Origin of the sequence: Vibrio nereis NBRC 15637 (assembly GCF_001591105.1) — a bacterium.
Lineage (GTDB): Bacteria > Pseudomonadota > Gammaproteobacteria > Enterobacterales > Vibrionaceae > Vibrio > Vibrio nereis.
This window is the reverse complement of sequence record NZ_BCUD01000001.1, coordinates 524,081-545,643: the sequence shown is the minus strand read 5'-3', so window position 1 is coordinate 545,643 and position 21,563 is coordinate 524,081. Positions and strand designations below refer to the sequence as shown.

20 protein-coding genes and 2 tRNA genes are annotated in these 21,563 nt (G+C 42.9%); 14 read left to right on the top strand and 8 right to left on the bottom strand.

Annotated elements, in window-relative coordinates; genetic code table 11:
• Positions 1–212: 212 nt before the first annotated feature.
• Positions 213–2,687 (top strand): bifunctional diguanylate cyclase/phosphodiesterase, encoded by a 2,475-nt coding sequence (locus VNE01S_RS02415; protein WP_053395445.1) that lies wholly within the window; start codon positions 213–215, stop codon positions 2,685–2,687.
• 74 nt (positions 2,688–2,761) lie between these two features.
• On the opposite strand, the gene nagK is transcribed toward VNE01S_RS02415, so the two are convergent.
• Together nagK and VNE01S_RS02405 are read right to left on the bottom strand one after the other, a co-directional pair.
• Positions 2,762–3,670, bottom strand: a complete 909-nt coding sequence (gene nagK, locus VNE01S_RS02410) for an N-acetylglucosamine kinase (RefSeq protein ID WP_053395446.1) — start codon at positions 3,668–3,670, stop codon at positions 2,762–2,764.
• A 152-nt stretch (positions 3,671–3,822) separates the two neighbouring features.
• A complete protein-coding gene (locus VNE01S_RS02405; protein ID WP_053395447.1) occupies positions 3,823–4,560 on the bottom strand; it encodes a tRNA-uridine aminocarboxypropyltransferase in 738 nt (245 codons plus the stop codon).
• Between the two features lie 146 nt (positions 4,561–4,706).
• Between VNE01S_RS02405 and VNE01S_RS02400 the strand changes: the two genes are divergently transcribed.
• Positions 4,707–5,495, top strand: a complete 789-nt coding sequence (locus VNE01S_RS02400; protein WP_053395448.1) for a sterol desaturase family protein — start codon at positions 4,707–4,709, stop codon at positions 5,493–5,495.
• Positions 5,496–5,524: 29 nt separating this feature from the next.
• On the opposite strand, the gene VNE01S_RS02395 is transcribed toward VNE01S_RS02400, so the two are convergent.
• A complete protein-coding gene (locus VNE01S_RS02395; protein ID WP_053395449.1) occupies positions 5,525–7,558 on the bottom strand; it encodes a methyl-accepting chemotaxis protein in 2,034 nt (677 codons plus the stop codon).
• A 67-nt stretch (positions 7,559–7,625) separates the two neighbouring features.
• Here VNE01S_RS02395 and VNE01S_RS02390 point away from each other — a divergent pair, with 67 nt between their 5' ends.
• Positions 7,626–8,165, top strand: a complete 540-nt coding sequence (locus VNE01S_RS02390) for an NlpC/P60 family protein (protein WP_053395450.1) — start codon at positions 7,626–7,628, stop codon at positions 8,163–8,165.
• 2 nt (positions 8,166–8,167) lie between these two features.
• On the opposite strand, the gene VNE01S_RS02385 is transcribed toward VNE01S_RS02390, so the two are convergent.
• The gene (locus tag VNE01S_RS02385; RefSeq protein WP_053395451.1) at positions 8,168–8,512 is read right to left on the bottom strand and encodes a DUF3802 family protein; all 345 of its coding nucleotides are present in this window, start codon (positions 8,510–8,512) and stop codon (positions 8,168–8,170) included.
• A gap of 366 nt (positions 8,513–8,878) precedes the next feature.
• On the opposite strand from VNE01S_RS02385, the gene VNE01S_RS02380 reads away from it, so the two are divergent.
• Positions 8,879–9,745, top strand: coding sequence for a fructosamine kinase family protein (locus VNE01S_RS02380; protein WP_053395452.1), 867 nt, complete (start codon positions 8,879–8,881; stop codon positions 9,743–9,745).
• A gap of 121 nt (positions 9,746–9,866) precedes the next feature.
• On the top strand, positions 9,867–10,070 hold the full coding sequence (locus VNE01S_RS02375) for a CPXCG motif-containing cysteine-rich protein (RefSeq protein ID WP_053395453.1): 204 nt from the start codon (positions 9,867–9,869) through the stop codon (positions 10,068–10,070).
• A gap of 85 nt (positions 10,071–10,155) precedes the next feature.
• On the opposite strand, the gene VNE01S_RS02370 is transcribed toward VNE01S_RS02375, so the two are convergent.
• The gene (locus tag VNE01S_RS02370; RefSeq protein ID WP_053395454.1) at positions 10,156–10,767 is read right to left on the bottom strand and encodes a riboflavin synthase; all 612 of its coding nucleotides are present in this window, start codon (positions 10,765–10,767) and stop codon (positions 10,156–10,158) included.
• A gap of 113 nt (positions 10,768–10,880) precedes the next feature.
• Here VNE01S_RS02370 and VNE01S_RS02365 point away from each other — a divergent pair, with 113 nt between their 5' ends.
• Entirely contained in the window at positions 10,881–12,302 is a 1,422-nt protein-coding gene (locus VNE01S_RS02365) for an MATE family efflux transporter (protein WP_082331675.1), read from the top strand.
• Between the two features lie 94 nt (positions 12,303–12,396).
• Positions 12,397–13,392, top strand: coding sequence for a DUF3080 domain-containing protein (locus tag VNE01S_RS02360; RefSeq protein ID WP_082331676.1), 996 nt, complete (start codon positions 12,397–12,399; stop codon positions 13,390–13,392).
• Positions 13,393–13,396: 4 nt separating this feature from the next.
• Here VNE01S_RS02360 and VNE01S_RS02355 read toward each other — a convergent pair whose 3' ends face one another.
• Entirely contained in the window at positions 13,397–14,248 is an 852-nt protein-coding gene (locus VNE01S_RS02355; protein ID WP_053395456.1) for a DNA ligase, read from the bottom strand.
• 334 nt (positions 14,249–14,582) lie between these two features.
• Between VNE01S_RS02355 and VNE01S_RS02350 the strand changes: the two genes are divergently transcribed.
• Together VNE01S_RS02350 and VNE01S_RS02345 are read left to right on the top strand one after the other, a co-directional pair.
• A tRNA-Val gene (locus VNE01S_RS02350) sits at positions 14,583–14,659 on the top strand.
• A 26-nt stretch (positions 14,660–14,685) separates the two neighbouring features.
• Positions 14,686–14,762, top strand: a tRNA-Val gene (locus VNE01S_RS02345).
• Positions 14,763–14,839: 77 nt separating this feature from the next.
• On the opposite strand, the gene VNE01S_RS02340 is transcribed toward VNE01S_RS02345, so the two are convergent.
• Positions 14,840–15,769 carry an NAD-dependent epimerase/dehydratase family protein gene (locus VNE01S_RS02340; protein WP_053395457.1) on the bottom strand — a complete coding sequence of 310 codons (930 nt, stop codon included), beginning with the start codon at positions 15,767–15,769 and terminating at the stop codon, positions 14,840–14,842.
• Between the two features lie 351 nt (positions 15,770–16,120).
• On the opposite strand from VNE01S_RS02340, the gene VNE01S_RS02335 reads away from it, so the two are divergent.
• Both VNE01S_RS02335 and VNE01S_RS02330 read left to right on the top strand, forming a co-directional pair.
• Positions 16,121–17,122: a hypothetical protein gene (locus VNE01S_RS02335; protein WP_211263093.1), complete on the top strand. Its 1,002-nt coding sequence runs from the start codon at positions 16,121–16,123 to the stop codon at positions 17,120–17,122.
• A gap of 160 nt (positions 17,123–17,282) precedes the next feature.
• Positions 17,283–17,720, top strand: a complete 438-nt coding sequence (locus VNE01S_RS02330; RefSeq protein WP_053395458.1) for a MerR family transcriptional regulator — start codon at positions 17,283–17,285, stop codon at positions 17,718–17,720.
• Positions 17,721–17,756: 36 nt separating this feature from the next.
• Here the strand turns inward: VNE01S_RS02330 and VNE01S_RS02325 are convergent, their stop codons facing one another.
• Entirely contained in the window at positions 17,757–19,202 is a 1,446-nt protein-coding gene (locus VNE01S_RS02325) for a coniferyl aldehyde dehydrogenase (protein ID WP_053395459.1), read from the bottom strand.
• Between the two features lie 403 nt (positions 19,203–19,605).
• Between VNE01S_RS02325 and VNE01S_RS02320 the strand changes: the two genes are divergently transcribed.
• The 3 genes from VNE01S_RS02320 to VNE01S_RS02310 all read left to right on the top strand — a co-directional run bounded on the left by VNE01S_RS02320 (position 19,606) and on the right by VNE01S_RS02310 (position 21,547).
• On the top strand, positions 19,606–20,355 hold the full coding sequence (locus VNE01S_RS02320; RefSeq protein ID WP_053395460.1) for a hypothetical protein: 750 nt from the start codon (positions 19,606–19,608) through the stop codon (positions 20,353–20,355).
• A 162-nt stretch (positions 20,356–20,517) separates the two neighbouring features.
• Positions 20,518–21,138 carry a hypothetical protein gene (locus VNE01S_RS02315; protein ID WP_156309847.1) on the top strand — a complete coding sequence of 207 codons (621 nt, stop codon included), beginning with the start codon at positions 20,518–20,520 and terminating at the stop codon, positions 21,136–21,138.
• A 43-nt stretch (positions 21,139–21,181) separates the two neighbouring features.
• Positions 21,182–21,547, top strand: coding sequence for a hypothetical protein (locus VNE01S_RS02310; RefSeq protein WP_053395462.1), 366 nt, complete (start codon positions 21,182–21,184; stop codon positions 21,545–21,547).
• Positions 21,548–21,563: the final 16 nt, after the last annotated feature.

Here is a 21,563-nt window from a genome sequence, read left to right as displayed (position 1 = left end):
CAGCGCATCATTTTATAAACCCCTTCTCTCCTGCTTCCATAGCATTTTTCCACATCCCTTTATTCCTTCCGCTAAAAGTTACACTTTTTTGACAATTTTGTGCGTTTAATACAAATGCAACAATATACACATACAAAAAATACTGTTAATTTTAGGCGCAGCTCAAAACAATCAAATAAATATAATAATTACATTCGGAATATAAGCTTTTTATGGAAGCCCTTATAAAGAAAATAATCAACGCTCAGGATGGTGAGGAGTTCAGCCTTCGTTGTTTAAAGGAAATCTATTCACGATATGCGCCCGAACATTGTTTCGTCGCTGAGTATGATCTAGAAAATAACATCGCCATTACCCGTGCATACCTCCAGCAAGGAGCACAAGCTGATAACATCGGCTATGACCTTGTCGGTAGCCCATGTGAGAAAGTCATTAACAATAATGTATTGTGTGCCTTTCCTTCTGATATCCAACAACGTTTTCCTAAAGATTTAGTACTGCAGCAACTTGGGGCAGAAAGCTACATCGGCATACCACTTCAAGCTAAAAATGGTCAAATCGTAGGTGTACTGGCGCTATTGTTTAGTTCAGCACTTGATCAGAATCAATTTGAAACGGACTGGTTGCTCACGGTTGGATTGCTCATCGGAAACTCTATCGTTCAAGAGAGGTTAACCAAACAGAATAATAAATTGCTGCACCAATTTGATTACTCTGAAAAGATTACCGATACGTGTTCATGGACATGGAACGTTAAAGATGATCAATTTTACTACTCAAGCAATCTAAAACGCATGTTCAATGTCAGTGATGACGAAAGGCTAAGCTTTTCTGATTTTTTCAATCACTATATTTTCAAAGACAACGACCATTACCAAGAATTTATTTCTCAAACGATACTTCAAGCGGAAGTCTCTCGCTTAGTCGTTCGTCGTGAACAATGCGCCTCTAACATGCAGCTCGATATCCGTTACTCCAAGCGATTCAACGATGCTGGTGAACTAGAAAAAATCGAAGGCAACCTAAAGAACATCACAGACCTGTCAAGGTTACAGCGTAACAGCTCGGTGGCTGAGCAGATAATCCAGCTTTCAGAGCGCGGCATTATGTTAACCGATCGCAACAACAGAATTGTGAGAGTGAATTCCCGGGTTGAAGAGATTACAGGCTTCAAAGCCGAGGAGTTACAAGGCCAATCCCCTCGCATTTTTAGTTCTGATATCCATGATGCAAAGTTCTATCAAGATATGTGGAAATGCATTCAGAGTACTGGCCGTTGGTCTGGTGAGGTATGGAATAAAACCAAAGCGGGCGCCATTTATCCTGAAAAATTGCAAATATCCGTGGTGGAAGACTTTGACGGTGAAGTGATCAATTATATCGCCATCTTTGAAGACATCACCACGCACAAGATGATTGAAAGTCAGCTCGACCGTTATAAAAATAAACGCGACTTTACTGGGTTAATGACTCGTTCCAAATTCATTCGTAATCTTGATGCCAATGTAGAGCAAATTGTCGTTCTGATTGATATTTGTCGCTTTTCCTCCATCAATACACTTTATGGTGAAGCGTTTGGCAATAAAGTGCTGCGCCATGTGGGACAAATTCTTCAAGAGCAATTTTCTTCATATTCTTCAGACATATGCCGCTATGGGGCTGACCAGTTTGCGCTTACTCTTGATGAGTCGTATTACAAACAGCTAGAAGCATTAACTGAACAAATCAGGGAAGTCTTAGAAGCAGAGTTCGAGATAGACCACCATAAAATGAAATTGTCGGTTAACATCGGTCACTCAAACCATGAGCACCTTGCGGATGAATGCCATCCATTGACGCAAGCCTATTACGCGCTCGATGAAGCGAAAACGCGCCCCATTCCAAGTACGGTCAAGTACACTGCTTTGATGGAAGCAAGTATTAGCCGCAAGCATCGATTGGGTGTACTGCTGAAAATGGCGATTGCCGAGCAAAGACTGCATGTTGAATATCAGCCCATTTACGACGTTGTGCAAAATCGCGTGGTTAAGTTTGAGGCCCTAGCCCGCTGGACTGAAAACGGCGAAGTGATATCTCCGTTCGAGTTCATCCCTATTGCAGAGGAACTTGGGTATATACGCGACCTCGGCCAACTAATATTAGAAATCGCCTGCGATGACATGAACAAGCTCAAGCAGCTTGGTCATACTGATATTAGGATCTCCATCAACCGGTCTATTGAAGAGCTTAATCATGAAGATCCTCAAAACTCATCGATATTGAATACCATTAAAAATGCCGGACTCAGTACGGACGATTTTATTGTCGAGGTAACAGAGTCAATCCCACTGGAAGATAAACCGGACGTTCAGCATTTATTGGAATGCCTAAGGCAACAAGGTTTGCAGCTTGCGCTTGATGACTTTGGGACGGGTTATGCGTCTTTCTCTAACTTAATGAAAAATACCGTTGATATTCTTAAAGTCGATCGCTCTTTGATCAGAAATATCGATACAGACCGCAATAATGCTGTGTTGATTGAATCGGTCAATCTACTCGCCAATCAATTGGGGTTGGATGTAATTGCTGAAGGTGTTGAGACAGAGAAACAACTGAATCAGCTAAAAGAGATGGGATGCCGTTATATTCAGGGCTATTACATTAATAAACCTGCCCCTTTTGACTCGGCAATCACACTGCTTCAGTAGTCCTTTGCTTATCACATGCATGCGATAACGCAGATATAAAAAGAGCTTGCCTAGGCAAGCTCTTAAATTTTTCACTATTTGATATTCAAGAAAGCAGCACCGCGTACGCCACCTGAATCACCGTGCTTTGCTTTAATGATCTTCGGACACTTAGCGACCGACAGCAGGTACTTTGGTACACGCTTTGGCATTTCTTCGTAAATCAGTTCGAAGTTAGACAAACCACCACCTAAAGCAACCACATGCGGATCATTCGCGGTAAAAATGTTGGCAAAACAGATCGCGAGCAATTCCATGAAACGTTCAACATGCTCAACCGCTTTCGGTTCTCCGTCTGCATGCGCGTTAATGATATCGATCGCTTTCTTGTGCTCACCGTAGTAGTGCTCGTAAATCAATTCGAAACCACGACCAGATAAGTAGCTATCTAGGCAACCTTTTTTACCACAACCACAACCTAATAGTGGAGCGTTGTCGCCAAGGTGGAACCAAGCATCGATAGGCAAACGCATATGGCCAAGTTCACCTGCAACGTGGTTACGGCCTGAGAATACCTTACCCTCGTAAACCAAACCGCCGCCGAAACCAGTACCTAAGATCAGGCCCATGACAGATGGCTCATCTTTTAACTCTTCATCCCAGGCTTCTGACAAGGCAAAACAGTTCGCATCGTTTTCAATTTTAACGCTACGGCCAATCTTTGCTTCAAGATCCTTACGTAAAGGCTTACCTTTTGCAGCCGGAACGTTAACCGTGAGTACAGTTCCATCATCTGCGTCTTCCATTCCTGGTAGACCAAGGCCAATTTTCCCTTCGCACGCTAGCTCGTTGTCATACTTAGCCACTAAGCCTGCGATCGTATCGACCAGTAATTGATAATCGTCAGTGGGTGTTGGCACACGCTCTGTTGCCACACGTTCTAATTTTTCATTGAATGCACCAAATTCAATCTTAGTGCCACCCACATCAAAGCCGTAATACATCAGCTCTCTCCCATAAAGCTAAAAATCAAAAAAGTAAAAAATAAAAACTGATTCATTATCCATAGAGCTACGCCTACAATCCGTGACCAAGGACATATTTAATCTCGAGAATTATCTAACTGCACACTCCTTCATCATCAACCTGTTGAAGTTTAGAGCGGCTTCTCTTTTTGTGAACGAATATAGGTTTCGAGTGCGGGGCGTTGCTCATCCACTTTACCGCGGCTTTTACTAAGCAAGTAACTCTCTTTAAAGGCTTCAAACCAATGCGTTAGCGTATCCGCCGCATCCTGCTCTTTGAGCTCAGCAAACACTAATGAAGCAACTTCCGCGGTCGCAAGGTGCTGCTCGTTATCAGAACGGCGCATCATATATTGAGAAATCGTATCGGGTTGAATCGACAATACGGGCAATGAATCCAAATACAGCGATTTACGGAAGATGCGTCTTGCTTCACGCCAGCTGCCATCTAAGAAGATCAATAGCGGTTTCTTATCCGAACAGAATTCGCGTGCATTACCCGCGATCAAACGGCTTTTGTTATCAACATACTCATCAGGAAAAATCACGATGGGTTGATAGTCTTCATTACTCAGCAACTTGAGCATCTCTTGATCAGGCTCCGTACGGCTCCACTGAAACACGTACCCTTCTTGGACTGTATCTAAGATCAATCGTCCAGTATTGCTTGGCTTGAATACTTCATTGTCTGACACTAGCAGCATGACAGCGATGTCACTTTGGATATTCGGCTGATGTTCGCAAATACAATGTTTTTCTGATACTTGGCAAAATTGGCAGCGCTGAACCTTACAGCCACGTGCATTGAAGGGCTTGGTCGACTTTTCCAGTCTCTGCTGGTAAAGGCGGTGAAAAGCGTGGACTCTCATGGTGATTCATTGATAATGGAAAGGAGGCAAAGTTTACTCTCCCGCTCAATAGTTGCAAGCCGATTACCCATCTAACGGAATGATTTGATCTTGAGCACGCCCAGTTTTGATTGGGTGACGTTGTTAGCAATACAGGATAGCCACATATGCAAAACCCAGAGTTGGTTCGATTCAGTTTCTTTTTGTCTGTGCTGATCTTATGCGGCATTTGGGAATGGGTTACGCCAAGGAAAACCTTAACCCAAAATAAAGCGTACCGTTGGTTGAACAATCTTGGCTTAATTGCGTTTAACTCTTTGTGCTTAAGTCTTTTGATGCCGATCTTGGCATTTGAGGCGGCACTGCGAGCACAAGCCAATGCACTAGGTTTCTTTAACGTTGTAGAGTTTCCCTTTGCGCTAGAAATAGTCATTTCGATTTTGTTATTGGATTGCGCCATCTACCTACAACATGTGCTGTTTCATCGTGTTCCTTGGCTATGGCGTTTGCACCGCATGCATCATGCCGATCAAGATATTGATGTCACCACTGGCACTCGCTTTCACCCTATCGAAATTCTACTCTCTATGGCGATTAAAATTGCTCTGGTTTATGCATTGGGTATTTCACCTATCGCAATCATCGTGTTCGAGATTATTTTGAACGCCAGCGCAATGTTTAACCATAGCAACGCAAAGTTACCATTAAAGCTTGATGCGTCCTTAAGAAAAGTCATCGTGACGCCCGACATGCACCGTGTGCATCATTCGATTATTGCTAAAGAAACCCACTCCAATTTCGGCTTTTTCTTATCCATCTGGGATAGATGGTTTGGTACGTACATCGCACAGCCTCAGAGAGGGCATGAAAACGTGATCATTGGCATTCCTCTGTTTCGAACAGCTCAAGAACAAAGGTTAGATAAAATGCTCACCCAGCCATTCCGCAATCATTAAAAAAGGAGCGTTGCCGCTCCTTTGTGTTATCAATGATGTAATTCATATTTATGTAGCATTGCTTGCTGATGCCCGGCAATATCCGCGACCTGCTCTGAACTTTCAACCATCGATTCCAACTGTAGATTGGTCTGTTCACCTTGCTCAGAGACATGCGTTATTGAACGGCTCACTTCTGCTGTTGCTCGCTCTTGTTCTTCCGTTGCGACTGTAATCTGCTCTACTCGCTCACGAATCTGAGTCACGGCGTTAGCGATATCTTCAAAGGTATGTTTCACCTGCTCGCTAGACTCCAATGCAAACGTCATTTCTGTTCTTGTATCGGTTACCGCTGAGCGAGACTTTTCTGCCGCGGCGACCAGTTCATTCATGCGATCACGAATATTGCCCGTTTGCTCTGATGTGTCGCTGGCCAATTTACGCACTTCATCAGCGACAACGGCAAAGCCTCTTCCTTGTTCCCCAGCACGTGCTGCTTCAATTGCGGCATTGAGTGCCAACAAGTTTGTATTGTCAGCAATACCCGCGATCATATCCACCATTTCACGAATCTGCTTAACTCGGCTATCCAGCTCCAGCATGGACTCTTCATTAATGTTCAGTGTATTTTCTAACGATTGCAGCCTGGTTTGATTCTGCTCAATAGCTTTTACACCGTTACTTGAGTGCTCGCTAGCTCGTTGGGACTCACTGTAAGACTCGTTGGTAACGGTCGCAATTTCTCTGATTGATGCTTCTAGCTGGGTGATTGTCGTCACCATGCTCGCCAGCGATTCATTCTGTTGAGTCAAGCTAGAACGGGACTTTTCAGCGGCACCGTGGCTAATTTCAGCGGTTTGATACAGTGTTTCACAGTTTCTCGTCACGGTTGAGATAGAGTCTCGCGTTGACTCAATAACTTGGTTTAGCTTACGCGCCACTTCTTTCAGCTCAAACGGACCTCTAAGTTCAATAAACTGTGTGAAATTATGCTCGGTCAGCAAATCTAGATTGGTTAAAATATTACTTAAGCCGCGATTAATCCAAGCACGCAGTGCCAGCCAACTTGCAACAATGACCCCGACCAGTGCCACACCACTGATAAGCGTGGTGAGAAGGATGCCGTTCATGGTGTCAGTGACAACCGCTTTACTCTCTTCAATTAACCCTTCCGCTGTTAATGAAACTCGTCCTAGTAAATCATTCGTCTGCTTAGCGACAATCGCTGCCTGCGCAACCTGCTCTTTCTGCTTTTGAGTCAACTCCAATTTTTGCAGTAGTTGCTGTAGAACGCCGTTATCTTCGAATCCTTCTTTGACCATGTCATATGGAGCCGTCAAACTGGCAAATTCATTGATATCCGGATGCCACTCTTCAAAGTCATCAAATGCCAGATTGATGCCCGCAATTCGATTACGCATTTCTTTGTATTCGTTTTGTGCTTTCTGGAGATCCGATTCCATCATAAGAACGAGGAAGGTACTTTCCATCGAAGATGCACTGGCAATAAAGCGGTTTGCAGCGTCGGATGACTCAGGGTTATCGATTGAAAGGAATGAACTGATACGGCTCATTTCTGGTCCAATAGAACTTAACCCATAACGAAAACTCGTCACATCATTGTCAATGTCGGTTTGCATCGCCAGTAGCTGCGATTGCACATCCAAAATACTATTGGTTAGTGAAAACAGTGTGGAGATATTGTCTTTCAGCTCTTGTTGCTGTTGTTTGGAGAGTGAGTTATCAAAGTCAGTGGCAATGTCAAAAACACGGTGTAATGATTGATCCGTTTGCGCCATCAATTGTGTTATTTGAGAGCGAATAGATTCCAGCTCTTCTGTCGATTCAACTTGGGTTCCATACCCCAGTTGCTTAACTTGTTCTAATATTGTTTGGGTGAGCTTCGCATTTGTCATCGCCAGTGGTAACGCTTTATCTGACAAACTACTAAATTGATTATCTACTCTCTCTAGTCCATTAATGCTAGTGACAGACAAAGTAATCACCAGTAGAGTGATGGTAATAAAAACGGTGCTAATTGTTTGGATAAGAGATAGAGAAGATTTTTTCTTTTTATTATTCATTCTAAACAGCCGACTTCATACTAAAGTTTATACAGCGGCGATTCTATTTAGGGAATATTACAGTTAGATGTCAGTTATTAAACGGAAAATTCGCGCGAATGCATTCTCACGCATCATTCCTGCCTCTCTGTTATTGGCAACACTCATTGGTTGCTCTTCTCCTGAGTCTCAAATTAGCCAAATAGATGTAACGACCCCACCCTCTGCTGCGCAATTGGCAATGAAGGCTTCTCTGATGGATGTATATAAGGTCTGGAAAGGGGTTCCTTACCGATTAGGCGGAAACAGTTTTAACGGTATTGATTGTTCTGCATTTGTTCAAATCGCCTATCGCGATGCGGTAAAACTGGATGTTCCAAGAACAACAAAAATGCAATCAGCGGTAGGGGAAGAGATCGACTACCAAGACGTACAAATCGGTGATTTAGCGTTTTTTAAAACAGCAAGAACAGTAAGGCATGTGGGAGTATATATTGGCAAGAAGCAGTTTATGCATGCTTCTACGTCGAAAGGTGTGATTATTTCGAGGCTAGACAACCCATATTGGGCATCTAAGTTCTGGCATTTCAGGCGAGTGACGTCCTCACCTGGAATGCTTACCCAGTAAAACTAATCGTATTTTGCTACAGCAGTGTCAAACAAGTTTTTCACTAACGCAATGTATTCATCAAGAAAGGTGATCTGTTTGTTGGTCGCCGGTTTGCTCCAAACACCAGCAAGCACTTCTCCTAAATCTTCTACGACCGAATCCGCTTCCTTCAGTAGTTTGAATCGCACACTTGCGTGCATCTCTGGGTTCTGCTCAAAAATGGCCATGATGTTGCTGGCCACCATATCGGTAACGACATCTTCGACACTTTCTGCCCCAGTATCACTATTGTCAGATGTAAAAACATCCAGATTAAAAGCTAAGTGTTCGATTAAAGCTAAATACCCATCGGTGTCAACTACCACAGCTTCTCTCCATTCTTGTTTTGTCGTTACAGTACAGTGCAATACTATGACAAATCAGAGGGTTTAAACAACTCACGTATGGCCAGTTGCTGACAAAAACCACAACATAGATAAATAAATTGATAAACCGTTAGGCCTATCTCCTACCCAACCATTCTACGGAACAATTGTGTTGTGTGACACCGAAATGCTTCACAAAAAGAAATTCTTATGTAATTAGAACAACTTAGAAGCGACTTATCTCACATTTTGCTAACTATCTCTTTGCGTTAGGTTAAATCGTTGAATTTTTTGCACTCTGGTTCGGTTTCGTCTCGGTGCTTCTTCTACAATAGACTTATAAAGCACATTGTTTAGGGGAAAAGTATGTGGCAAGCCATTTCACAACAACTTTCTGAGACCCTTATGTTTACTTTCGAAATTGTTGAAAAAACGAAGGTATCGGGTGGTGACATCAATGAGTGTTACATGATATCTGATGGCGAACAGCGTTATTTCGTTAAGGTCAACAGCCGAGAGTTTCTGCCTAAGTTTGAAGTTGAAGCTGAAAACATTCGCATGATGCGAGAGAGTAACTCCGTATTTGTGCCAGAGTTAATTTTTACCGGTAACTCAAAAAACAATGCTTTTATCGTTTTGAACTATTTGCCGACCAAACCTCTTGATGACGATAAAAATAGCTATTTATTTGGCCAACAATTAGCTCAGTTGCATCAATGGGGAGAGCAAAAAGAGTTTGGTTTTGATCAGGACAACTACATCGGATCAACCCTACAGCCTAATAAATGGGAACGTAAATGGGCGCGTTTCTTCGCCGAGCAACGTATTGGCTGGCAGCTTCAATTGGTAAAAGAAAAAGGCGTAAACCTTGTCGATATCAATGAGTTCACGGAACTTGTTCACGAGCACCTAATCGGACACCAGCCTAGACCCTCTCTGCTGCATGGTGATTTATGGCATGGCAATGTCGCGAATTCTGTTTTTGGCCCCATCTGCTATGACCCAGCCTGTTACTGGGGAGACCGAGAGTGCGATATTGCCATGACGGAGCTATTTGGTGGTTTCCAGCCAGAATTCTACCAAGGTTATGAAAGTATCTTGCCGCTGGATTACAAATACTCGGAGCGAAAAGATATTTATAATCTTTACCATTTACTGAACCACTACAATCAATTTGGTGGTCATTACCTAGAGCAATCGCAAAAACTCATTAATAAAATACTCTCGTACTAAGAAAGTTGGAATTTAAGCAGGCTTTATGTTCAATCCGCACTTTCAGACTTATGATTAACGTAACGGAAGTTAGTTTGATTTGCTCTAACGAGTAGTTCATCAGGATGGAAGGAAGAGAGTTATGCGAAACTATACTGAAAAATTCGTCCCCTGCCCTCACTGTGGTCACTCCATATCAGTCACTTTAGACGCATCGAATGGTGACCAAGAGTTTTATGATGATTGTCCAGCATGTTGTAACGCCATTCACTTTAATATGATGGTTAATGAACAGTTAGACACCATAGAGTTGGTTGTGGATGCAGACGACGAGCAGATCTTTTGACAGGCCAAGTCTTTGGACCTGCAATGGAAAATAATACCGGATCCACTTAATAGCGGTATCCGGTATAAGGTTAATGCCAGCGTGATCAAACGTTTTTTGCTGCAAGCACCCTTTCAACGGTATCCACAATCGCTTGTGTTTGTGGATCAAACTCTACGTTGATTTTGTCACCTGCTTTACGTGTACCAAATAACGTTCGCTGCAAGGTTTCGGGTATCAAGTGGACCGAGAATCGATTTCCTTCAACTTCACCGATCGTTAGAGAACAACCGTCTAACCCAATATAGCCTTTCGCTAACACGTATTTCATACTCTCAGTTGGCAATTCAAACCAAACCGTTCGGTTGTTTGGGGTGTCTATCACTTGTGAAACGGTCGCCACTAAGCTCACATGACCAGACATACTATGGCCCCCGATCTCGTCGCCGAATTTTGCTGCGCGCTCAATATTGACCAAATCACCGACGCCAAGTTCGCCTAAGTTTGTGAGCCTCAGGGTCGCTTGCATCAAATCAAATGAGATGTTTTCGCCTTCAATCTTTGTCACGGTCAAACAGCAACCATTGTGAGCAACAGAAGCGCCTATCTCTAACCTTTCATTCATTGAGCCTAAGAGCTTAATGGTATGTGTCTGAAACGCGTCTTTTTTATCAATAGCAACGACCTCGGCCATGCCTTGAACAATTCCGGTAAACATAGAAAAATCCGTCAGTTTTTGTTGGTGCTTAAATCAAGATTTCTTTATCATGCCACACAAAAGCAAACGCTTACATTGAATGTTATATTCCTCTCTCTTACATATTTCTTTTTCTGTTCAGATCTAGGCTTGTGAGAGCCCTTCACGTCGTTTGGAGTTCATGCGTGCATCGTTATAAACAAGAAACTAGTAAACTCATCAAGTTAGCGACACCAGTGCTCATTGCATCTGTTGCCCAAACTGGTATGGGATTTGTCGACACAGTTATGGCTGGTGGTGTCAGTGCGGTTGATATGGCTGCGGTATCGATCGCATCAAGCATATGGCTACCCTCTATTTTGTTTGGCATAGGTCTACTGATGGCGCTTGTCCCAGTAGTTGCTCAGTTGAATGGTTCTGGCCGTAAAGAAAAGATCTCATTTGAGATCCAGCAAGGCATTGCCATGGCATTGCTTATTTCTATCCCCATCATCGCTGTTCTCTTTCAAACCCAATACATATTGGAGTTGATGGACGTCGAAGAACTCATGGCGGAAAAAACTAATGGCTATATGCACGCTGTGATGCTGGCCGTTCCAGCATTTCTGCTGTTCCAAGCCCTAAGAAGCTTCACGGACGGCATGTCTTTGACCAAACCAGCGATGGTGATCGGTTTCTTTGGGCTTATCCTAAACATTCCGCTTAACTGGATTTTCGTTTACGGTAAATTTGGTGCACCAGAATTAGGTGGTGTCGGCTGTGGTGTGGCAACAACGATCGTGTACTGGATTATGTTCGTGATGTTGCTGGTCTACATTCTTACTTCAGACCGTGTGTCACACATCAATCTGTTTGGCCAATTCCATAAACCACAAATTAAGCCTTTAATTCGCTTGTTTAAATTGGGCTTCCCCGTAGCAGCGGCGCTGTTTTTTGAAGTGACACTGTTTGCTGTGGTAGCCCTTATGGTTGCACCGCTAGGGCCGCTTATTGTTGCTGCCCACCAGGTTGCGATTAACTTCTCATCACTCGTGTTCATGTTGCCAATGAGCATCGGTGCTGCGGTGAGTATCCGCGTTGGCCACTGTTTGGGTGAAGAAAAAGTCGAAGGTGCCAGAATCGCTTCTCATGTAGGGCTATTGGTCGCGGTTGGTCTTGCTGTGTTTACGGCGCTCTTTACCATACTGCTGCGTGAACAAGTGGCACTCTTATACACAGACAACCGTGCTGTGATTGAAATTGCACTGCAATTGTTGTTCTTGGCGGCTGTCTACCAGTTAACCGATGCAATTCAAGTGGTGGCGGCAGGTGCTCTGCGTGGCTACAAAGATATGTCGGCAATATTCAATCGTACCTTCGTTGCCTACTGGATTTTAGGGCTTCCTAGTGGGTATATCTTAGGTATGACGGACTGGATTGTAGAACCGATGGGCGCGCATGGTTTCTGGGTCGGCTTTATTATTGGCTTGTCATCCGCGGCATTACTGTTAGGTGTGCGCCTTCATTGGATGCACAAGCAAGATGATGGGATCCAACTGATGCTCGCTGCTAAGTAAACCTCTCAAATTCCATATCGTAAAAGGCCAGTTATCTGGCCTTTTTCTTTTCCGTGTTTAAGATTATTGTATTGGCTATAAAAAGATAATTAAGATGCGCAGAACTTTCATTATTTTATCCAGTCTGTTTATATTCGGCTGTGACTGGTCAAAGAGCGAAGTAGACGACAAATTCTCTACTTACTTAAGCCGTATCGCCAATGTGCAAGGTTCAGATGCACTGGCATTCAAAGACAATATCAATATCACCTTGCCTACAAAACGCGAGTTAACCTTCAATATACCTACGGTCACAATAGGCTTACTCGACAGCTATGAATTGCGTAAATGTGATTTGTTTAATCTTATCGCAGAAAGAAATTCCGTATTGGGAAAAGTCCAAGATCAATTTCGAAATTTTGATTATCAAGTCCAGCTTATTTACGGAATAGACAACTGCCTTCTCAACAAGAATATTTCCTCAGCTCTAAAAGATCAGCTCACACAATTGCTGGAGACAAAGATAAACCAATTGCCGCTGCATTTTAGTAACTTAATCTACACCAGTGAAGCGATGCGTTCTCAACTGACCGCGTATCAATGGGTGACGAATGACAATGCTTCCATCAGCTCTGAACTACTACAAGCGTTCAACCAAATTGATGCGGCTTTTCAAATTCGAGAGCAAGTATCATCCACGGATAGATTAAATAGTGTCGTGCCGCACCAAGAAGTTTTAGAAAAAGACCCCAAGATTGGTGAGCTAAGTTACTCGATGTTGAACGCAAGTATAAAACTCAATGTGATTAGCCAACAGCTGCAATTGCATGATGGGGCAATTCTCTGCGGCCAATATCGAGACACAACAAAATTTAAATATCTAAGGAACGTTTTTCAGCAGCAGTTTATTGATGACATTCAACCCTACTTAGCTAAGATCGATAGTGCTTATATGCGTTTAGAGCCCATGCTCAGTTTTACTCAAGCCACACATCCGGATTTCACCTATCCGATACAACAACATCATTCGCAATTTCGCCAAGCGATTAAGGATCATGTGGGCTATTGGAAAACGCTATTTCAACGCTGTGGCGCTTTGCCAAACCTATAAACGTTTAATCAACTCGCTCTCGAATAAATCGCGCAAACTTAGGAACACCATTTTGCGTATAACCGTTGTATCGGAAAGTAATAGTTGTGCCGAGCTTCGGAGGCTCACGCCTTTGTTCATCACTAAATCCGGTACCAATATAAAACTGCTGACCAGATTCCAGTTGAACCAGCAGCGCCCCCATCTTGCCTAGGTATTTGCCTTTACCACCTTTGTAGCCAATGACCAAAGCTTCAGCATCTTGGTGCTTTTTCAACTTCATCAGATCGTTACTGCGTCCAGCTTGATAAAGGCTAGTGATTTTGCGCAGCATTAACCCCTCACCTTTCTTGTGGTCGACTTGATCAAGGTATTTATATAGATGGCTTTCCGTAGCGATGGGGAAATGTTCTATGTATTTGATATGGTTAGCCTGAGCTTCTTTGACAAAACCCCTAATATCGAAATAACGCTTTTTATAATCGCCCCCGGCTTTGGGCATATCAAACAACATAAAATCAATCTTTTGCCACGCTTCATCTTTCGGCAGATGATCTAACACCGTTTGCTGCACTATGTGAAAGTTCCCCCTACCAGCCCAGAGTTCACCTTCTAACGGTTGCTCAGGCAATGGCTCAACAAACCACGAAGGTGCATGAATCTCTACACCATTGCGAGTCATTAGCTTACTGCCATCCCAAATGGCTCTAATTCCATCAAGCTTTTCACTGACCCAGTAGTCTGCAATGTCAATGGTATCACTATAGTTTTTAGCCAGTACCACGGGCATGGCCTGCGTGCCCGCCTGAGCAATATTCGCTACAGGAAACAAAGTAGAGAGAACAAATACAGATAATTTGGAAAGATGAATACGCATAGGTGACCTAATTTTTATCGGTTTCCTAGCCATCCTGATGGTTTTCTAATCGCATATACAACTAGGCCAATAAAGCTATACGAGCTAGATCGAGTTGTTTAGTTGATTGCCTGTTAGTCTGCGATAACATTTTTCGAGGTTACTCACCTTTCAACATGCAGAATATTGCTACGCCTCACTCACTTATCTATGTGATTAAAAGCACATTTTTTGCGTTACCATGCATAAATTCACACCATTTCGACTAGATATAAACCAAACGGATAAAAATCATGAAATTTGCTCTTGCACGAGCAAATAACTCTCGGTAATATCCTCCCCGTTCTCAAGGAATGCGTCTGTAGCTCAGCTGGTTAGAGTATCGCCTTGACATGGCGGGGGTCGGTGGTTCGAGTCCACTCAGACGCACCATTCATTGAAATGAGAATATAAAATTTGGGTCCGTAGCTCAGTTGGTTAGAGTACTACCTTGACATGGTAGGGGTCGGCGATTCGAGTTCGCCCGGACCCACCAAATTTTAAAATAAAGCCCGCTTAATGCGGGCTTTGTTGTTTTTGTCTCTCGAACACAAATGCTTAGAGCACAATTTGTTATCGTTTCGTCTCTTCAGAAAAAACACTTTCCAGTCCTTCGCGATATGTCGTGATCTTAAATTCCGGAAAACGCTGCTTAAACTTGTCAGACACAAATAAGTTATCGACTTCATAGCGAGGTAGCAACTCTAACGTCTCTCTCACAGGCTTGCTTACTAAGCTTAAAAGCTTTAACTGCCATTTCTTTAATACGGCATAGCCACGAGTTGTTCCCAATATGTCGCTTGCTGTTTCGATCAGCTGTTGGTAGGTAAGTCTATTGTCGTCACATGGCAAGTGCCACGTTTGGTTGTAGGCGTCAGCAGTGTTGCCCAATAATGCCATCGCTCTACTGGCGTCAGGGGTATAAATTAAGGTACGCAACGTTTTATCACTGATAAACACTTTTGCCGACTCCCCCGCACGCAATTTATCAAGCACAGTGGTATTGGTAATGCTTTGGGTTTTACCTGGACCATAGAACTCTGGCGCACGGCAAATCATTGCTTGTACCCTACCCTCAGATATTGCATCCAATAGCTGTTTTGCTATCAGCCCACGAACCTTGCCTTTTTCACCATGTGGTTCAAAACGAGACTCTTCTGTCTGTAATGCATTCGTTTGAGGATACATGTAGGTATTATCGAAATAGACCAGCTTTGCGTTATGAACAGCACAAGCATTGATGACATTACGCATCATGATAGGCCACTGCTCAACCCACATCGCAGTATCTATTGGAAGGCCTGCTGTAAAATACACAATCTTTGAGCCTTCGATGGCTTTGAGTGTTTCGTCCGCATCCAAAAGGTTGGCACTCACTAATTGATCTGTACCATTTACTTGTTTCGGTTTTCGACTTACCAGACGAATATCGTCGGTGTAGTGACGTAGGGCGAGAGCAAGTTCATTGCCAATTTGGCCATTGGCTCCTAATACTGTCTGCATAAAAATGTACCTTCGTTCATACCGTGTAGAGCCAATCATAAGGTTAAAGCTAACTTTAATGTCAACAGCAACGTTATCGGTATTATTTGATCTTTTAAAAGTCAGCTATTTCAAACTCGCTTCCCACAATCACCCGCCTTCACAACATCCACACAAACTCGTTAATGTACCTATTGACCTTAAAGCTAAGTTTAAAGTTAGGCTCTGTGTCGCAAGCCGTGTTCACCTGCTTCACCTTGACCATCAAAAGTAAGAGTCGCGTAAGAACCTGCTTTAACAAGTTATTGAGCTTAATCATTCTGGCTCAGCCTCAATGACCTATTTGACACACTTTCACTTAAGGTAAACATCATGGAAATGAGCAAAATTGCAAAAAATGCAGGGGTAACTGCCAGTTTACTCATCAGTTCAATGAGCGCTCTAGGCGCGTCCGATATCGATAAACAGGAGATGTCTGTTGTCGATATTGCAGGCCATCAAGTACCCGTGGTTAAAGATGGATTATATGATCGCTTTCGTTCGAACCCACCTTTGTCCGTCATCAAAAAAGAAGCACCTGACATAGATTTAAGCTGGTTTAAAAGCTTAAAAAAAACCAAGGTCGATTCCGGATTCGTTACCTACTCCCCCAATTTTTACTACAAGACCAGCCGTATCACTGGCGTGTTTACTGCAGATTTAACGCGCTTACGAGAACTGATTCCAGCAAAAGTACAGGAACAGGTGCAGCCATTACAAGTTTGGCCCAATCGAGGCTTAGTCGCTTTGACCGCGTACGCCTATCACTATTGTGACAATGATAGTTATAACGAAATTGCACTTTCAATCATTACGAACAAACCCGGAAACACGAGTTGGGGACCTTTTACGTTAATGGGACAATCGTTATCAAAAGACTATTGGGGCTACGTGCTAAAACTCCCTGTAGATACTGAACTTGCAAGAGTACGCGGTGTTGTTGGCTACAATCTGCCTAAGTGGTTAACCGACATTAACTACAGTCAAAATAAGAAGACAATCCAGTTTGACATTATGGATAGTAAGACGGGGAAAACAGACCTCGTCATCAAAGGCGAAAAATTGGCCGATCTTTCAACCTCCGAAGAGTTTGTGACAAACAGCTTTACAAACATTGACTCGCAAGGTGAACTTATCTCCGGCTACGCGGTTTCCCGTCAACTTGCCCATGCATCAACCATGGACGATGACGCCATCCAACTCACACTAACGGATGGAAGCTTATCTGAATACATCCGTTCACTAAAATTGGGCGAGATGGTTAAGTATGAGTACGTACCTAATTTTCAAAGTGCTTTATACACTCCTAAAATATTACAGCACACTGCCAATTGATTCCCATTCTTTGAAATAGTCTCGATACATAAGCTTAACGCCATTTAGCCCATTGCTGAATGGCATTAAGGTCATCACCGCAGCGCAAACGGCGATGTGTTTTTGCATGGGTTTGAGCTAAAGTTACAGTTAACAAAACGGATTGCAGTAAGTTAGAATTATGAAAATTGGTGAACTTTCCAAAAAGACAGGCTTAGCGACGTCTAAAATTCGCTTTTATGAAGAGGTTGGCCTTTTAAAGTTGGTGAGTCGCAGCGCAAATGGTTACCGCACCTATCCGCCAGAAGCCGAAGTCATCCTAAATCTCATCTCAAATGGCCAAAAAGCGGGCTTTAGTTTGGATGAATTGCGCCAGTTGCTTCCCACCAGTTTAGACAATTGGCAACATGACGAGTTGTTGGCAGCACTTCGGAAAAAGCTGGCCGATATTGAAGATCTGGAAAGAAAGCTGGCTGAGAGTAAACAGCAATTGAAAAGTATTCTTGATGAGATTGAGTCAAAACCGAACGATATAGACTGCGCAGATAACGCCAGACGAGTGATATCGCAAATAGGTCTCGCAAAAAACGTCAGCTCCGACACAAAAACAGCCAAGTAATGCATGTCGAGCTGACGATTATCGCACAATATAAACCTACTTTTTACCTAGCGTAAGCCTCAACGCGATATCAGCAAACCTGCCAAATGGGGCACGAAGCAGGTCAGTGAAATTCCAGTGCCTTTGTTCGAATACCCCCTTGGCGTGACTCATTGACCTAAAACCTTCAATACCATGATATGCCCCCATACCACTTGGTCCAATACCACCAAACGGCAAATCATCTTGAGCAACATGCATTAATGTATTGTTGATGCCAACATTGCCTGAAGTCGTGTTACTTAACAGCTTGTCGCAGTCTGAGTCTTTGTTGCCAAAATAATACAGAGCCAACGGCCGTGGGCGGGCATTAATATAGTCAATAGCTTCTTGAATAGTGCGATAGGTTTTCACTGGTAAAAGCGGACCGAATATTTCTTCTCGCATAATAGAAGTATCTTCGCCAGGATTAATTACCAATGTCGGTGCGATCGTTCTTGCCCGTTGTTCTGAACGTTTCGGTTTAACTCCGACTTCAATAGTTTTCGCGCCCATATTACGAGCATCTTCAAGCATTCCATTCAATCGCTTGTAGTGGTTACTATTCACTATCGAGGTATAGTCATCACTAGTTGGACCTTCAGGGTAAAACCGTTTTACGGATTCTGAATATCGGGATATGAACACCTCCAGATCCTGTTCATGGATGAAAGCATAATCTGGGGCTACACACGTTTGGCCACCATTAGATAACTTTCCGAACACGAGTCTAGATACAGCCCGATCATTGACATGCCCTTTAGCCATAATGACAGGGCTTTTCCCGCCCAACTCTAGAGTCAGGGGGACGAGATTTTCACTGGCCGCTCTCATAACTTTATGGCCAACTTGCGTACTGCCTGTAAACAATAAGTGGTCGAATGGCAAGCCGCTAAATGCAGCTCCTAACTCCGGGCCACCGAGCGTCACTGCAACTTCACTTTCTTCAAAGCACTGTTCAACTAACCGTTTAATGGCATCGCTTGTCCTAGGGGTTAGCTCAGAGGGTTTAACCATCGCTCTGTTACCCGCTGCTAAGGCCGTCGCCAAAGGAATTAACGTCAAAGACAATGGATAGTTCCAAGGGGCCATAATACCAATAACGCCTTTGGGTTGATAATCCACATAAGCTCGGCCACTTTGGAAGAACAACCCAACATGCCTGCGCTCGCGCTTCATGAATGTCGACAAATTCTTGATCATATAATCGATGGATTGAATAATACCGAAAAGCTCTAAAATGTCCGTTTCATGGAGAGAGCGATGACCAAAATCTTCATTCACCGCAAACTTTAAACGCTCCCTATTCGACAAAATTGCTGCTTTCAATTTTTTAAGGTTAGCTTTTCTCTGCTGAATATTTGAAGGCTGACTTTTAATAAAGGCTTCACGTTGCCTCATCAAAATTTCGCCTAAGTGATTTGCTGGTAATGAATCAGATACTGAAGTGGCCGCATTGAACATATGTCACCATTAGTAGATACCATTGTGAATACTCGAATAGGTGAACAAAGGCGCAGCGTCAATCATTCTTCGCAAGGCAAATTACGTGCTTCATGCCTATCACCTAAACACGAATTCACACTCTAAGATTAAAGTTAACTTTAATGTCAAGAGTGGCGTTTTGGTCGAGTGATGTTCACAGTAACTTAGCCCACTTAATATACTTTTCTATAAATCGTCTTGATAGCACTCGCCTCCTTGCCCGCTACGAATCGTTCAAATACTTCTTATTGCATTCAAAATTAAATCAGATAACAATTCAATTACTAGAATATATACTCAAAGTTTCATATGTAGTATAAACGGAGTTAAATCATAAATTTATTTTTGTTAGATTTTCCAGCCATATAAATGAGTAAACATAATGAGCAAACATGTAGCACTCTTAGTTGCTGAAGCTCCGTGGTTCTCTTTCAAGAACAATCACGATCAGGCAAGTTGCCTTCCTTTTTTTGAAGGTGTCAAAAAACTGGTAAATGATGGTACCAACAAGCCTCAGCTCAATATTTATCACTGCAATTATTATGATGATAAATCACTCGAGTCTGCACTTGACCACCTTGTGAATACCCGAGAAGAGATACAGATTCTTTACATTGGTGGACACGGTGACGGAAAACATGTCGCTGACGCTAAGATTAAGAATGCTTCTCGATTTATCCGAAGTCGAGGTAAAAAGCTGAAAGGACTTATCGTAAGTTCTTGTATGGCAGGTCTTAAAGATGATCTGGCTTCCGCAACTGAGTGGGGGTTCGATGACAACAGTTTGTCAGTGATGTGGGTCAATGGTCCAAATTGGGTGATTTCATATAAATATTCAGTTGATTGGTTTCAATCTGCCCTTTTGGAGACCGCGATCATCAAAGAGTTTACCGAAAGTTACCGCACAGAAGGTAGGATAAACTCAAAAAGCAGTATTTTGGAGTGCCTTAAAAGAGCTTTAGTCCCGTTCAGTTTATACCAAGATTTTGCAACCTGTGAAAACGGCCAACATAAGCAACTTGGAGAAACTCTGCGTATCTGGGTTAGAGCTCAAGGCGCTACTTACGCAACAGATGTCACAGAAGAATTGCTTGAGGGGTTTGACTATTACCTGGATAACGAAACCTCATAATGACCTGAGTTTTCGTCAAAAATCGTGCGAAAAATAAATCACAATCCTGTATAACCGCGATTGTAGCTTAGCAACTAATCTACCCCTTACTAATTAACCTCCTCCCAACTCTCCGGGAGAGATATTTCACCTTCTACCATTTTTACCGAACAAGGAAATAGTATGGCTACTATAAATAGAAGAGCTCCAAAACCGGACAGGCTTACTATGAAGCAAGTTGCGAAAATCATCTTGATGATCAACGGCACATCTCCTGGGTACAAAGAGCAAATTCAACCAAAATTCAAAATACGCGAAACGGTTGTACAACAAATCATTGGCATGCCTCTGGCAGACAGTGAACGTAAAGCCATTGTTCGAGAGTTAAATCTACTGGGTTGGGACGTGGCAATTAACTCTGAATACTGGTTAGTGTTTACTCATGATGGACTGCAAAATTGGCACGATGCTGGTACGTTTATTCCCCATTCACTGGTTGAAGAATTACAAGACAATCCTGAGCCGGAACCACTACCTTTAGCAGGGCAGCTGAATTTAACGCCAAATGAAGTAGCAAAATTCTTCGGCTACAGTGAGGATGATATTCGAGATGAATTAGTTGAGAACGCCTACCACAGTGCACCTGAAAACGTTATAGAAGAGTTTGACGAAACTGAGGATGAATCTATTTTAGGTATACAAGAAGGCGATCAACTCCCTGTCTATACCTTTACATTTTGGCAGTACATTGATTATTACTTGGCCAAAAAAGCGCTAAATAGAAAGGCGCCTTTAATTCTATAACTCGCTAGGCCCCTACCTATAGGGGCTTTTTTAGGATCTTCCAATGCAATACAATTGGTTAACAGACATTCCACCTCCACTATCTGCATCAATAACCAAACTCTACGGGCAATTAGAACAGGGCATATTGGAATCTAGCTCCGAAAGTGAAGTACATCTAATTCTTTGGTTTCAAAATGACTTACTCAAGCTAAGTCATTTGGCTCGCAGTATATATACCAACCCACTATCCCCTGCGGATAAAACTAAGTTAGAACAATTGAAACGTCGATTCTTACTTTTGATTCGCCGTATTAATGACATACACAAGATAAATAAATGGAATAATGCTCAACTTGTCAGTGATATTACCCAAAACTTGTATGACACTGTTCACTTCCTTTTATCGGAAATCGATCAGCTAACCTAAAGTACAATGAAATTGG